We start from the raw sequence: 14,968 nt of genomic DNA, 5'->3' as shown, positions 1-14,968 counted from the left end.
GGAGCTTTTTTCTTTATTTTGTAGCTAGAAGCGCTGCTTCAACAGCTGCTTTCTCACGGTCGATCAGATCGATACGAGCGGCGATTTCCTTGATTCCCATCTTGATATTGCGGCTAATCGCCATATCATCCAATTGAGGTTCAAAGAAGGCCTTGTATTCATTCAACCGTTCACGGGTCTTGAAACAGTTAGCTGGGTAGATAACAAACTTATCAAAGCTCATATCACCACCGAGGGCTTTCTTGACCCAATCCCAGTTTTCACGCGCCCAAGTCCAAGTTCTTCCTTGGGTAAAGTCATCGTGTAAGAAGTTGTAGTACCAACTCATAGCCAAGTCCTGAGGTTTCACCACATCCTTGTTCTTCCACTCCTTCAATAGAGCTTCCAAAGTTTCCTCATCCTTGGTATAAGAAAGTGCAGCCGCCAACTGGCGTTTAAAGTTCCCATCTACTGTCTTAACATAAGTATCCAGGTATTGTTGGCTAAGCTCCTTGGTTTCCTGGTGCTTGATTTGGTTGACCAAGATTTGCAGGCGGATGGCAGCTGGAAGTTTTTCCAAATCATCTGCATGTGCTTCAAAGATAGTGCTCGCTTGAGCTTTTGCAGCTTCATCATTGGCCTTGATCATATTAGCAATCATTAGCTGACGAACTTTTTCGTCTTCTTCTGTTTCACCAGGCTTAGCTTCTAGACCCAAGCGTTCAAAGTTGTAACGGTTCAAGCGTTTCAACAACTCATGGAAGGCAGCTTCTGTTTCAGTTCCTTCATCCACAAAGAGACTGATTCCAGCTAAGACGCTCGAAACAGCTGAAACAACCAAGTAGGAACTTTCTTCTGTCAAGTGTTCAATCACTGGCAAGAGGCTTGCATAAGAAATTTGACCACTTTCAGCTAAAAGACGACGTTCTTGAACCACTTGTAATTTTGAAGTGCTATCCAAGCTAGCAAGGTCAGCAAGGATGTCTTCCAACAATTCCCCACGGTAGTCACTGATATAGTGAGCTGTATTTTCTGTATTGAAGCGAAGAGCTCCGCTGTTAGCTGCTTTCAAGGCACTGTAGTTTGGAATTTCTAAGACTTCAGTTTCCAAGGTATCTGGAATACCCGTCCAGTTGCTATTTAACGGAACAACCCACTTGCGTCCTTTTTCTTCTCTATCTCCGATGAAGAACTGCTCTTGACGGATGATCAAGGTATCGTTTTCAACAGAAGCTGAAACAACAGGGTATCCTGGTTGCTCCAACCAAGAATCCATAAAGGCTGCGACATCACGACCTGAAGCTTGCCCAAGAGCATCCCAAAGGTCACGACCGATAGTATTGCCGTATTGGTGTTTTTCAAAGTAGATCTTCAACCCTTTGCGGAAGGCGTCATCGCCTAACCATCGACGAAGCATGTGCATAAGACGGCTACCCTTAGCGTAAACGATTGCTGGGTCAAAAAGAGTGTTGATCTCGTCTGGGTGTTTGACTTCCACATGGACGGATTGAACGCCATCTGTAGCATCGCGTTTCAAAGCAGCAGGCACTCCAGTTGTTTGGAAGTCTTCAAAGATATTCCAGCTTGGTTCAATGGCATCCAAGCTGACATATTCCATCATATTGGCAAAGCTTTCATTCAACCAGAGATCATCCCACCATTTCATGGTCACGAGGTTTCCGAACCATTGGTGAGCCAATTCGTGAGCCACCACCAAGGCTACTGTTTGACGGCTTTGGGCCGTAGAGTTTTCATCTACTAGAAGGTAGACTTCACGGTAGGTTACCAAGCCCCAGTTTTCCATCGCTCCTGAAGAGAAGTCTGGAAGGGCGATATGAAGGGATTGAGGGATTGGATACTTCACACCATAGTAGTCTTCATAAAATTCAATAGCACGAACGGCAATATCCAATGAGAAGTCCAAGTTTTCTAATGGGTGAGCTTTGGTAGAGTAGACACCGACTAGGGTTCCATTCTTGGTCTTAGCTGTCACTCCTTGAAGATCTCCAGCAGCAAAGGCAAGGAGGTAAGAAGACATCCGTGGAGTCGTATCAAACTTCCAAATTCCTGTTTCTTTGCGGTTTTCCACATCGATTTCAGGCATATTTGAAAGGGCGATTTCACCTTCTTCTTGGTCAAATTTCAAAGAAAGATCGAAAGTTGCTTTGGCTTCAGGCTCGTCCACACTTGGAAAAGCTTCACGCGCAAAATGGCTCTCAAACTGGGTAGAGAGGACTTCCTTCTTCACGCCATCAATGCTGTAGTAAGATGGGTAAATCCCTGTCATATTGTCTGTCATCTTACCAGAATAGGTCAGAGTAACTGTCACTTGACCTGTTCCTTCCAATTCAACATAGACTGCTTCATTGTCATCATCAACCGTAAATGGACGGGCTTGACCTGCTACTTCTACTGTTTCGATGGTCAAATCCTTTTGGTGAAGCGAGATCTTGTCCGCCTTGGCTTGACCTGTGATCACCACACGACCGCTAAAGGTCTTGGTTTTACGATTTAAATCCAAAAACACTTCGTAATGTTCTGGAACGAATGTTTCTACAAAATGTGCAACTGCTTGCATAATTTCCTCCTTTAAATGTTTCTTGCTTTCCAATGAAAAGCCCTAATAAAACTATTTTATCACAAAGTCAAGATAAAAGAAAAGACAAGCATTAGAATGCCTGTCTGATATCGAAAAGACTCTATGATCTTACATTTCGATAATTTTACCTGTTTCGAAGTAAACCACCCATTCACAGATGTTTTTTGCATAATCTCCGATACGTTCCAAGAAGTTGATCACTTGGAAATAATCCCTCCCGGTCACGATGGACTCAGGATTTTTCCGAATTTCTTCTGTTGCTAATTCTTGGATGCTATCGAAGTAATGGTTGATGACTTCGTCTCGTGTCGCAACTTCATAGGCCAAATCCACATCGCCTTTGAGGTAAACATCTAATGTCGCTTCGACAAAATCTTTGACTTCACGGCCCATCTTGCTGATCTCTTCCTCAACAGATTGGATGCGGACTTCCCCTTTCATGCGAATCGTTGCCTTGGCAATTGATACTGCGTGGTCACCCATCCGCTCTAAGTCGGAGACCGCTTTTAAGACAGTCATCACGATACGAAGGTCTTGTGAAACGGGCTGTTGAAGGGCAATAATCTCAAAGGATTTGCGCTCTAACTTCACTTCGTAGTCGTTGATCTCCGCGTCATCTTCGATAACTTGGCGGGCCAATTCACGGTCATGGGTCACGAAAGCGCGGACCGTACGGTTGATCTGACTCAACACTTCATTTCCCATTGCATAAAACTGGTTATGCAACTTCTCTAAATCTTCTTCAAATTGAACTCGTAACATTTTATTTTCTTCCTATCCAAATTTACCAGAGACATAGTCTTCTGTTTCTTTCTTAGCTGGGTTCAAGAACATTTCATTGGTGTCATTGTACTCGATCAAATCCCCATCCAAGAAAAAGGCTGTTTTATCGGAAATCCGACTCGCTTGTTGCATGGAGCGTGTCACCAAGAGCATGGTGTAGCGGTCTTTTAGTCCATACAAGGTTTCTTCAATTTTACCAGCTGAAATCGGGTCCAGCGCTGAAGTTGGCTCATCCAAAAGAATAATCTTTGGACTGGTCGCAAGAACCCGCGCCACACAGACCCGCTGTTGCTGACCACCGGAAAGTCCGATCGCCGAATCATGCAGGCGATCCTTGACTTCATCCCAGATGGACGCGCGTTTCAAAGAGGTTTCAACTGCTTCATCCAAGACAGCCTTGTCCTTGACACCATTAATCATCAATCCATAGGTCACATTATCATAAATGGACATTGGGAAAGGATTGGGCTGTTGGAAGACCATTCCGATTTCCTTACGCAATTCGACCGTATCGGTCCGTGGTCCATAGATATTATGTCCATTGTAGAGGATGGTTCCTGTGGTAGTGACCTCATGGTTGAGGTCCCCCATGCGGTTAATGGCTTTTAAAAGGGTAGATTTCCCTGATCCTGAAGGACCAATCAAGGCTGTAATCTCCTTTGGAGCAAAGTCCAAGGAGACGCTATTTAGAGCCTTCTTTTTATTGTAATAAACCGACAAGTCCTTGACTTGCAATATTGGTTCTGTCATTCTATTTTCCTTTTTGTTGTCATTTTACTTTATCCAAAGTGACCCGATACATAATCGTTGGTCGATTGCAATTTCGCATTTTGGAAAATATTCGAAGTCTTATCGTACTCAATGAGGTTTCCAAGATAGAAGAAACCGGTATAATCGCTAGCACGGGCTGCTTGTTGCATGCTGTGGGTCACGATGACAATGGTATAATCCTTCTTCAACTCAAGCATGGTTTCTTCTAATTGCGCTGTCGCGATCGGATCAAGCGCTGAAGCAGGCTCATCCATGAGTAAGATATCTGGCTTCACAGAGATGGCTCGCGCGATACAAAGTCGTTGCTGTTGACCACCTGAAAGTGTCAGGGCTGATTTATGAAGATCATCCTTGACCTGATCCCATAGAGCTGCCTGTTTCAAAGAAGTTTCGACCAATTCGTCCAAGATCTTCTTATCTTTCACCCCAGCGCGTTCATGCGGGAAGGTGATGTTTTTATAAATCGATTTGGCAAAAGGATTGGGCCGTTGGAAAACCATCCCAATATGCTTACGCATTTCATAAACATTGATATCTGGACGATTGACATCGATTCCTTCATACCAAATTTCACCCGTAACACGCGCAATATCGATGGTATCATTCATCCGGTTCAAACTACGGAGGTAGGTTGATTTCCCAGATCCTGAAGGACCGATCAAGGCTGTAATCTTATTCTTTTCAAACTGCATGTCGACGCCTTTAATGGACTCGTTCGTTCCATAATAGACATGCAAATCTTTGGTCGATAGGACCACCTTTTCTTCAGGAAAAGTAATGATGTGTCTCTCATCCCAATTGTATTTTGACATTTCTTCTCCTTTAAGCAGATGTTAGTTTTTTATGGAGGTAACTTCCGAGTTTGCGTGCTCCAAAGTTAAAGATCAAGATAAAGATCAAAAGAACTGCGGCAGAACCGGCTGAGACTTCGATCGAGTCTGGAATAGTTCCTTCACTGTTGACCTTCCAGATATGGACGGCCAAGGTTTCAGCCTGACGGAAGATCGAAATCGGACTCGTCACACTAAAGATGTTCCAGTTTGACCAATCAAGAGCTGGAGCCGATTGACCTGCTGTATAGATCAAGGCAGCGGCTTCCCCAAAGATCCGTCCTGATGCCAATACAACCCCAGTAATAATGCTTGGAAGAGCCTCCGGTACCACGACATGAATCACGGTTTCCCAGCGAGACAAGCCCAGTGCTAAACCTGCTTCGCGCTGCGTATGATGGACGTGCTGCAAGCTATCTTCGATATTGCGGGTCATCTGGGGCAGGTTAAAGACGGTCAAGGCCAAAGCCCCTGAAATGATCGAAAATCCATATTTGAACTGGACAACAAAGACCAAGTAACCAAAGAGACCTACAACGACAGATGGCAAGGAAGACAAGATCTCAATACAGGTACGAACCAAATTGGTCAAGCGCCCTTTTTTAGCGTACTCAGAAAGGTAAATCCCAGCCCCAAGAGAAAGTGGGAAGGAAATCACCAAGGTAATGACTAAGAGGAAAAAGGAATTATACAATTGAATTCCGATCCCTCCTCCTGCTTGATAAGAAGAGGATTTCCCAGTCAAGAAGTGCCAGGATACATGGGGCAAGCCACGGACCAAGATATAAAGGATCAATGAGGCAAGAATCGCAACGATGATCCCTGAAATAGCATACAGTACTCCTGTTGCAATTTTATCCATTCGTTTAGCGTGCATAGTTCTTCTTACCTCTTTCTTTCGTAATCAGTTTAATCACACTGTTAAAGGCAAGACTCATGAGGAGCAATACCAAGGCGAGTGACCAAAGAACATTGTTATTGACCGTACCCATGACGGTATTTCCGATTCCCATGGTCAAAATAGAGGTGAGGGTGGAAGCTGGTGTTGTGAGCGAGGTTGGCACCACTGCAGAGTTTCCGACCACCATCTGGATAGCCAAGGCTTCCCCGAAGGCACGCGCCATTCCAAAGACGACCGCTGTAAAGATTCCAGAGCGGGCTGCCTTGAGCGTGACATGCCAAATGGTTTGCCAGCGGGTCGCTCCCATGGCCATACTAGCTTCCCGGTAGTGACGGGGTACAGCTCGGAGGCTATCGGTCGTCATAAAGGTAACAGTTGGTAGAATCATAACAAAGAGGACAAAGACCCCTGAGAGGATCCCAAAACCTGTCCCTCCAAAGAGACTACGCGTAAATGGGACGACCACTTGAAGACCAATGAATCCATAAACAACTGAAGGAATTCCCACCAAAAGCTCAATCGCTGGTTGCAAGAAACGAGCTCCTTTGGGGGAGACTTCTGTCATGAAAACAGCTGCACCAATGGCAAACGGCGTTGCCAAGAGGGCAGAAAGCAAGGTTACAATAAAGGAACCTAGAATCATGGGTAGGGCTCCAAATTCCTTTGCAGCAGGATTCCAAGAGCTCCCAAATAGAAAACTAAAGATATTGACTTTATTAACAAAGAAAGTCGATAAACCTTTTTGGGCCACGAAAATCAAAATCATGGCAACGACGACGACAATCAAACTCATACATAGAAAGGTAATGGTTTTCCCAAATTTTTCTAGGCGGGAGTTTTTTGATTTCGTCAGCATTTTTTTTGCTACTTCGTTCATTTTTTACCTAATTCTTTTATTTTTTTGTCACAATCCCTTTTAAATCACGGGTGACTTTCATATCATTGATTGGAATATAGCCCATCTTGCCAACAACTTTTTGCTGAACCTCATCCGTCATCATGTAGTCAATGAATTTTTTAGACAACTCATTAGGTTTTCCCTTGGTATACATATGTTCGTAAGACCAGATGGGCCAGTTATTGTTGACGACATTGGCTTTGGTTGGTTGATAACCATTGAGCTTCATGGTTTTGACACTGCTATCCAAGTAGGTAAAGGCTAGATAAGAGATGGCTCCTGGAGTTTGAGAAACGATGTTTTTCACCATTCCATTAGAGTCTTGCTCTTGGGCCTGCTTGGGTTGTTTGCCATCCATGATAATGGCATCAAAGACAGCACGGCTACCAGAACCTACGGCACGGTTCACAATCGTGATCTCAAGATCTGGACCACCCAACTGCTTCCAGTTGGTATATTCGCCTGTAAAGATCTTTCGCAATTGCTCCGTTGTCAGATTGTCGATCGAGATATTTTTATTGGCAATGATGGCTGTTCCTGCTACGGCTACCTGATGATCGACCAGACTAGAGGCATCGATCCCAGACTTTTCCTCTGCAAACAAGTCACTATTTCCGATGTCCACAGCACCTGATTGAACTTGTGAAAGTCCTGTACCAGAACCTCCTCCTTGTACATTCACAATCTTACCAGGATGTTCTTCAATGTAGCGATCTACCACTCCTTCAACCAAGGGTTGCAAGGCAGTGGATCCAACAGCAGTGATGGATTCTCCGCGATTGATCCAAGAAGCACAAGCAGATAAACTTCCTGCTAATACGATCGTCGCTAGTCCTAGGATCAGCTTTTTAGACTTTTTCAAATCATGTCTCCTTGATATTTCACTATTTCACTTATGATTTTGACAAGTTTTTTCAAAAAAAACTGTACTTCCACTATATCATAGAACGGGTTCTTTGCCCAGCATTTTACCTAAAACGAAGCCCCTTTGGATAGAAATTTTTCAGGGTTTGCCCGGTCACTTTGGCAAAGCCCAAACCATTGCCTTCTACAAGAACCTGGTACCATCCATTTGGATGCGTTTCCTTCAATTGAACTGTCTCTCCCGCCACATAATGAACAAAGTCCTCAGGCGTGATCGAAACGGTCTCTTTGACTTCACTCGGTTTCAGAGCTAGACCAAGGGCAAAACTAGGTTCAAATCGATTTTTCTTGAAGGTTCCTAGGTGCAAGCCATTTCGAGCAATTTTTACTTTGCGCAAATCTGGTAAACCAAGTGGAACCAAGTAGAGTTCGTCCCCAAAGGTTTCGAGGACACCTTCTAGAGTGATCTTCAAGTGTTTCTTAGCAAACTCCTGCCACCATTTCTTTTGTTCTGCAGATAATTGGTCCTTTTTGGAAGGGATTTTGGCAGGTCGATTCTCTCCTAGATAACGGAACTTAGCAACAAATTGTCCCTCCCCTTTAAAGAGATGAGGATACATGCGCGCCGTTTCTGGATAGTCAATGCCTTCTGCCATACCATTGATCTTCTCGATCGTTTCCAGCTCCAGATTATAGTTTTCCACAAGCCAGGATACGATCTCTTCATTTTCCTCAGGAGCCCAGGTGCAGGTTGAATACACCAAGGAACCACCTGGAACCAACATCTTGAGGGCATCCTCTAGAATCTCTCTTTGAAGGAGACTGCACTCTCGAGGGTAATCGACAGACCAATAGTCCATGGCATCTGGTTGCTTGCGGAACATCCCCTCACCTGAACAAGGGGCGTCTAGTACAATCAGATCAAAAAAGCCTGAGAAAACCTTTGCTAGACGATCGGCAGACTCATTGGTTACTAGCACATTTCGCGCACCAAAGCGTTCGACATTCTCTACAAGAATTTTCGAGCGGCCCTTGTGGATCTCATTGGAGACCAAGAGTCCCTGATTGTCCAAATAAGACAAGAGTTGGGTGGTCTTTCCCCCAGGAGCTGCGGCCAAGTCTAAGACCTTCATTCCTGGCTTAGGCTGGGCGACTTGGGCCACTATCTGAGCTGCTGGCTCTTGCGAATAGACCAAGCCCGTTGCGTGCTCGATGGATTTTCCTGAGACCTTTCCATAATGTCCCCAAGGGGTATTGGGAATCGGATCATCAAATGCTTTTTGAGTTTCTTTCAAAGGATTAGTCCGAAAGGCCGATACTGCTTCTTGCTCAAAGGTCGCAAAAAAAGCAGCAGCATCCTCACCTAGAAGATGCTGGTATTTTTCTTTAAAACCATTGGGAAAATTCATTTAACTTCTCCCTTTCTTAAGATAGGTTTGAATTTCTGTTAACTTCACTTTTGGAACCATCATAATGGGTTCCACTGACTGGTAATTAGGTTTATCTCCATTTAGATTTAAAACGGTATAGCCCAACTGTTCCCCCATGATCGCAGCTGCGGCATAATCCCAAGGCCAGATATAGCTAAAATAAGCTAGAATCCCACCTGAGAGAATTTTTGAAAAACTAATACCGGCACTTCCGTAGACCCGAATGCCAAGAGAGTCCATACCAAGATCGGCCATGCCCCAGTCATTTTTCTCAAGCATGCCGACATTTGAAGCAATCAAAAGGTTTTCCAGAGGTTGGTCCACAAAGGGCGTCAGTTCAACCTCATTGCGATAAACAGGGAATTCTCCACCCCCGTAAAAAAGGTGATCCCGCATCACATCGTAGATCAGGCCAAACTGACCAATTCCGTCTTCAAAATAGGCCACCATCACCGCAAAATCTTCCTTTTGGGTCACAAAATTATTGGTCCCATCAATAGGATCAATCACCCAAACGGATCCTTCTGAAATCGGTGAACGAAGGCCATTTTCCTCCGCAAAAATCCGATCTTCTGGGTAGCGATGTGTGATTTTTTCAACCAAATCCTTTTGAACCTGTTGGTCCATCTGGGTTACCAAATCCGTCGGCCCAGTCTTTTTTGAGATCATCAAGTCATCATGGAGATGAAGACGCAAGTAGTCTCCAGCCTCTAAAACGATTTGTTTGGCAAACTCTAATTTATTCTTCAAGAGAAAACCATCCTTCCTCTTTTTGCTTTGCAGCCTGGGTCGCACGATAGAGAGAATAACCGCTCACTTCTTCGAACTCCCGTCCGAGACGTTTTTCTTCTCCGATACTAGGCACGACCTTCTTAAAAGCGCGGTAGGCTTCCATGTATTCTTTGGCCTCTACCTTACTTTCATAGGCTTCTTCAACTTTATTGTAAAAAGAAAGCACTGAAGCAAGCTCTTCAGTGCTCCACGATAAGTCCAGTGGGTAACTATAATTTTTTTGCATTCGACATACTTCTTAGTTTATTTCTGCTCTTAGAGTGGCAGAGCGTAACTCTTGTTTTCGATAACTCCGCGGCAAGAAGGCCCGAATTTCGTCTTCGTTAAAGCCGATTTGCATGCGCTTGTTATCTAAAATAATCGGTCTCCGTAAGAGACTTGGATTTTCCTCAATCAGATGAATCAAGGCTGAGATCGATAAATCTTCAACATCAACATCCAATTTTTGAAAAATTTTTGAACGAGTTGAAATAATGTCGTCTGTTCCGTTTTCGGTCAAGGCCAATATACTTGTCAACTCCTGTTTGCTCAAAGGACTTGTCATTATATTGTGTTCTTTAAATGGAACATCGTGCTTTTTTAACCAAGCCCGAGCTTTTCGACATGATGTACAACTCGGTGATAAAAATAATGTAATCATGTGGTTCACTTCTTTTTTTATATATAACTATCTAACTCTATTATACAAAAAAATTAGGTGCTTGAAAAGCGCTTTTTTGATTTCTCGACGATTTTTCTGAATTTCAGTAGAAAAAAAGAAACCACTTTCATTATTCCCCAAGAAGATGCCCGAAAAAAGAGAGTGGGACAGAAATCGGTAATTCGTTAGTATTCGATTTCGTCGTCCCACCTCCGCACAGTTGAGTAGGGCTGTAAAAGCTGATGAAATCAGCGTAGTAGAGCCCACTCAACCACTGCGTCTTGCTCGAAAATCCAAAAACAATTGAGAGGCTAGGACTTTTGTCCCAGCCTCTTGGTCCAGTTTCGTGAAACTGCTTCATCTTCTTCTAGTTGCGCCACTAGTTGATCGATCCCATCGAATTTGACCATTTCTCGAATCTTATCTAACCAGCGAATGGTCAGGGTATGACCGTAGATATCTCCAGAAAAATCAAAGAGATTGACTTCGAAACGAAGCTCTTTCCCATCAAAGGTGACATTTTTCCCGACAGAAGCCATCCCACGGTAAGTCTGCCCTTTAAAATCGACATCCACTACATAAACCCCATCTGATGGTAAATAGGTCCGATCAATCGGTGCTAGATTTGCGGTAGGATAGCCAATGGTGCGGCCACGTGCATCCCCATGCACGACGATTCCCCGACTGGATAAAGGGTGACCAAGTAGACGGGTAGCTTCGTGGACGCGTCCTTCTAGGATAGCTTGACGAATGCGGGTCGAACTAATCTTTTCACCCTGATCCAATACAGGGGAAATGACTTCTACTTGACCATCAAAATAATCAGCTAAGTCAGAGGCCGTTTTTTTATCAGAGCCAAAACTATAATCAAATCCAGCAATTAAAACTCGGGCCCTCAAGGCTTTGACAAATTGAACAACAAATTCTTTGGCGGTTTTAGAAGCAAAATCGGTCGTAAAATCAATGAGGAAGAGCTCATCCACTCCTAGTTCGTTTAATTTTTGGAACCGATCCTCAGGACTCTGCAAATGAAGCAGTAATTCTGGTTGGTAGCGAACAAAGGCTAACTTAGGAGATTCAGGGAAGGTTAACAAAGCGACCTTCAAGCCTTTTTCATCCGCTATCTGACGCGCCTTTTTAAAGAGTTCTTGATGCCCCAGATGCAGGCCATCAAAGTAGCCCAGAACCAAAACTGTCTCATTCTCCAAATGGATCTGGTTAGCAGTAGTAATTGTACGAATATTCATGAATTTATTGTAACACACTTTCTGTTAGAAAGACTTTTCGAGGTTTGTAAAGTTCTTCTCTTTTTTCTAAAATGGCTACCAATTTTCCTTGGTAAAAAGCAGCCAACTCTCTGGAGTCACTCTCAACAGGAATAAAGCGTCCCACTTGGACTTCGCCAACCTCTTCTACTGTCAGCTCTACTTTTTCCAGATCCCCGGTGCCAATCTCAAGTGGATGAAGGAAGCTCAAATCTCCTTGGGCTACTTTTTCAGCCACTTCTTCTAAGGTCAGGGCATCATCTAGTGACAAACCGGCAGCACTGGTCCGTGTCAGATGGGACATGTGCGCTGCGTAGCCCAGTTTTTGACCCAAATCCACCGACAAGGTCCGGATATAGGTCCCCTTGCTGCATTTGACCCGGAAACGAAAACGGGCCAGGCCTTCTTCATAGCCAATCTCACTAGTGCGCGTGAATTCATAAATGGTTACCTGTCGGACAGGGCGTTCCACTTCTTCTCCTGCCCGCGCATATTCATAGAGCTTACGTCCATTGACCTTGACCGCGGAATACATAGGCGGTACCTGCTCCATCTCTCCCACCATCTGGGCAATCTTACGGTCTACTTCTGCTGCATCTAAAGGGGCTTCCACTGGGGTCCGCTCTACGACTTCCCCACTGGCATCCTCCGTCGTGGTAGAAAATCCCAGAGTGATTTCTCCTTCATAGACCTTGCCTTCATCTTGCATAAATTCGACCATCCGGGTCGCCTTGCCAACTGCAATCGGAAGCACTCCCACCACATCCGGATCCAGCGTTCCCCCATGGCCGATCTTCTTAGTTCCTAAGATTTTTCGCAGTTTAAAGACCACATCATGTGAGGTCATGCCTGCTTCTTTTTTTACATTGATAATTCCGTCCATCTGATTTGCTCTTTCTAACTGATTGTGTGACCATCCGGGCCACCGACCCTTTATTATACCATGAAACAAGACTTCTTGTCCCTCTTTCTCCCTCCCCATGAGCTGCCAAAAAATCCCGTAGCAGATTTCAGACTTTTTAAAATGGGTTTGATACAATAGAAAGCGAAAGAAGGTGTAACATATGTTAATGTATGATGTTATTGTGATTGGATTTGGTAAAGCTGGTAAAACACTCGCAGCGAAATTATCAAGCCAAGGAAAAAAAGTCGCTCTGATTGAAAAGAGCAAATCTATGTACGGTGGTACTTGTATCAATATCGCTTGTATTCCAACCAAGACCTTGATTGTTGCAGCAGAAAAAGGCTTGGATTTTGAGCAAGCTATGAATGAGAAAAATGCAGTGACGACTCGTCTCAACGGCAAGAACTACGCAACCATTGCTGGAACTGGCGTAGACATTATCGATGCGACGGCTCGTTTCGTTTCTAACAAGGTCATCGAAATTCAAGCTGGAGATGAAAAGGAAGAATTGACAGCTGAAACCATTATTATTAATACTGGTGCTGTGCCAACTATCCTTCCGATTCCAGGTTTGGCTGAAAGTAAATTTGCCGTGGATTCAACCGGCATTCAACGTTTGGAAAACCTACCTAAACGCCTCGGTGTCCTTGGTGGTGGACCAATCGGATTGGAATTTGCTCATCTCTATAATACCTTGGGCAGCCAAGTAACGGTATTGGATGCTTCTGAAACATTCTTGCCACGGATCGAGCCAAGTATTGCAGCTCTTGCAAAAAGCTACCTTGAAGAAGACGGTATTCAATTCTTGCAAGGCGTTCATACCCAAGAAATCAAAGATGGCCAAAACAGCTTAACGGTTGTCACAGATAAGGGAGACTTTGAGTTCGATATCCTTCTCTACGCAACAGGTCGTAAGCCAAACACAGCTGGACTTGGTCTTGAAAACACAGACATCCAAGTCACTGATCGTGGAGCGATCAAAGTCAACCGTCATTTGGAAACCAGCGTCCCTGGTGTCTTTGCAGTTGGAGATGTCAATGGTGGCCCTCAATTCACCTACATGTCACTCGATGACTTCCGCATTGTCTTCAACTACCTCACAGGCGATGGTAGCTACAATCTCGAAACTCGTAGAAATTATGCGACAACACTCTTTATTGCTCCTCCACTTGCCCAAGTCGGCTTGACCGAGCAAGAAGCACGTGACAAAGGACTTCCAGTTGCTGTTAAAGAATTGCCAGTTGCTGCTATGCCACGCGGACACGTCAATGCAGACCTTCGAGGTGCCTTCAAAGCCGTGGTTAACCCAGAAACCAAAGAAATTCTTGGAGTGACTCTCTTTGGAGAAGCTGCAGGCGAAATCATCAACCTGATTACCATGGCGATGGACAACAAGATCCCTTATACTTACATTGCAAAACAAATCTTTACCCACCCAACCATGGCAGAAAACCTAAACGATCTCTTTGCGATTTAAATAAAAACGCTGGAAATTTTTCCAGCGTTTTTTAGTTTAAGAATTCACAGACAGCCTCTTGAAATACTTTATTTTCTTCATAAAGAGCATGCCCAGAATGTTTTAGAATAAGGAGCTGGCAACCCGAAATCGCTTTTGCTAGTTCCTTAGATCCGTCCACACCGACCACATCATCTTCAAGGGCACCAAGGATCAGGGTCGGACAATGAATTTCTTTTAAGACCTCAAGGCTATTATGTTCCAGGCAAGACTGAGACTGAATGGCTATTCTATTTTCATCTTTGATTCGCCCCAAGCGACCCATGATATTATAAAGCAACCGCCACTTTTGATAGCTCTTTTGCGTGTAGGAATGCTTTGCAATATCCAGCATGAGATGCTTAAAATTTCCAGATTGACTAAGTTTTTGCCAATGCTCAATTCGTTCTCTAGCAAGTTGACTAGGTTTTGCAGTGGTCACGGCTAAAATGAGCTTTTGAACCTTTTCTGGAAAATCTGCAGCTAGCCATTGGGCAATCATTCCACCTTGTGAAATCCCCATAACATAAGCGGTATCTAGGTTTAGTGTCTCCATTGCTTCTGCTACATCTGCTGCCATATCCCACGTCGTATAGCCCTGTCTCAGCTCATTGATTCGAGAAAAAACATAGATTTTATAACGTTTAGCAAGTAGACGATACGAGAGAGAAAAGAGCTGTGCCTTTCCTTTAACGGTCTGAAGCCCATCCCCCAAGCCTGGTATGATCACTAATGGCTGCTTACCTTTTCCAAATGTTACATAGTCCATGCTCTTTTTGTTCAAATATAAGGTTTTCCCTTTTGTTGAAGACATTAC

General features: G+C 44.2%; 15 protein-coding genes. 1 reads left to right on the top strand and 14 read right to left on the bottom strand.

The annotated features are described in order from the left end of the window. Nucleotides 1–13: 13 nt before the first annotated feature. From QM351_RS01380 to truB, 13 genes are all read right to left on the bottom strand, one after another. On the bottom strand, nucleotides 14–2,557 hold the full coding sequence (locus QM351_RS01380) for a M1 family metallopeptidase (RefSeq protein WP_414326219.1): 2,544 nt from the start codon (nucleotides 2,555–2,557) through the stop codon (nucleotides 14–16). A 129-nt stretch (nucleotides 2,558–2,686) separates the two neighbouring features. Continuing rightward, a complete protein-coding gene (phoU, locus tag QM351_RS01375) occupies nucleotides 2,687–3,340 on the bottom strand; it encodes a phosphate signaling complex protein PhoU (RefSeq protein ID WP_021152974.1) in 654 nt (217 codons plus the stop codon). A 12-nt stretch (nucleotides 3,341–3,352) separates the two neighbouring features. Next, complete coding sequence (gene pstB, locus QM351_RS01370) at nucleotides 3,353–4,111, bottom strand: phosphate ABC transporter ATP-binding protein PstB (RefSeq protein WP_003003393.1); 759 nt, start codon at nucleotides 4,109–4,111, stop codon at nucleotides 3,353–3,355. Nucleotides 4,112–4,140: 29 nt separating this feature from the next. Beyond that, nucleotides 4,141–4,944, bottom strand: coding sequence for a phosphate ABC transporter ATP-binding protein PstB (pstB, locus tag QM351_RS01365; protein ID WP_003006600.1), 804 nt, complete (start codon nucleotides 4,942–4,944; stop codon nucleotides 4,141–4,143). A gap of 10 nt (nucleotides 4,945–4,954) precedes the next feature. Then, nucleotides 4,955–5,839, bottom strand: a complete 885-nt coding sequence (gene pstA / locus QM351_RS01360) for a phosphate ABC transporter permease PstA (RefSeq protein ID WP_003006597.1) — start codon at nucleotides 5,837–5,839, stop codon at nucleotides 4,955–4,957. Then, nucleotides 5,829–6,740 (bottom strand): phosphate ABC transporter permease subunit PstC, encoded by a 912-nt coding sequence (gene pstC / locus QM351_RS01355; RefSeq protein WP_014713132.1) that lies wholly within the window; start codon nucleotides 6,738–6,740, stop codon nucleotides 5,829–5,831. The genes pstA and pstC overlap by 11 nt, the downstream gene beginning before the upstream one ends. 16 nt (nucleotides 6,741–6,756) lie before the next feature. After that, the gene (locus QM351_RS01350) at nucleotides 6,757–7,623 is read right to left on the bottom strand and encodes a phosphate ABC transporter substrate-binding protein PstS family protein (RefSeq protein ID WP_414326216.1); all 867 of its coding nucleotides are present in this window, start codon (nucleotides 7,621–7,623) and stop codon (nucleotides 6,757–6,759) included. 106 nt (nucleotides 7,624–7,729) lie between these two features. Then, on the bottom strand, nucleotides 7,730–9,034 hold the full coding sequence (locus QM351_RS01345) for an RsmF rRNA methyltransferase first C-terminal domain-containing protein (protein WP_201037170.1): 1,305 nt from the start codon (nucleotides 9,032–9,034) through the stop codon (nucleotides 7,730–7,732). Further along, entirely contained in the window at nucleotides 9,035–9,805 is a 771-nt protein-coding gene (locus QM351_RS01340) for an inositol monophosphatase family protein (protein ID WP_031577054.1), read from the bottom strand. Continuing rightward, nucleotides 9,795–10,073 (bottom strand): UPF0223 family protein, encoded by a 279-nt coding sequence (locus tag QM351_RS01335; RefSeq protein ID WP_009732659.1) that lies wholly within the window; start codon nucleotides 10,071–10,073, stop codon nucleotides 9,795–9,797. Before QM351_RS01335 ends, QM351_RS01340 begins: the two co-directional genes overlap by 11 nt. Nucleotides 10,074–10,085: 12 nt before the next feature. Continuing rightward, entirely contained in the window at nucleotides 10,086–10,487 is a 402-nt protein-coding gene (locus QM351_RS01330; protein WP_009732658.1) for a Spx/MgsR family RNA polymerase-binding regulatory protein, read from the bottom strand. Nucleotides 10,488–10,798: 311 nt separating this feature from the next. After that, on the bottom strand, nucleotides 10,799–11,734 hold the full coding sequence (locus tag QM351_RS01325; RefSeq protein WP_414326214.1) for a bifunctional riboflavin kinase/FAD synthetase: 936 nt from the start codon (nucleotides 11,732–11,734) through the stop codon (nucleotides 10,799–10,801). Between the two features lie 4 nt (nucleotides 11,735–11,738). Then, entirely contained in the window at nucleotides 11,739–12,635 is an 897-nt protein-coding gene (gene truB / locus QM351_RS01320; RefSeq protein WP_371467503.1) for a tRNA pseudouridine(55) synthase TruB, read from the bottom strand. A 181-nt stretch (nucleotides 12,636–12,816) separates the two neighbouring features. On the opposite strand from truB, the gene QM351_RS01315 reads away from it, so the two are divergent. Beyond that, nucleotides 12,817–14,133, top strand: coding sequence for an FAD-containing oxidoreductase (locus QM351_RS01315; RefSeq protein WP_414326212.1), 1,317 nt, complete (start codon nucleotides 12,817–12,819; stop codon nucleotides 14,131–14,133). Nucleotides 14,134–14,164: 31 nt separating this feature from the next. Here the strand turns inward: QM351_RS01315 and QM351_RS01310 are convergent, their stop codons facing one another. Then, the gene (locus QM351_RS01310) at nucleotides 14,165–14,965 is read right to left on the bottom strand and encodes an alpha/beta fold hydrolase (protein WP_031576625.1); all 801 of its coding nucleotides are present in this window, start codon (nucleotides 14,963–14,965) and stop codon (nucleotides 14,165–14,167) included. Nucleotides 14,966–14,968: the final 3 nt, after the last annotated feature.

It is taken from the genome of Streptococcus parasanguinis (genome assembly GCF_047465465.1).
Lineage (GTDB): Bacteria > Bacillota > Bacilli > Lactobacillales > Streptococcaceae > Streptococcus > Streptococcus parasanguinis_AI.
This window is presented reverse-complemented; position numbering and strand designations above follow the sequence as displayed.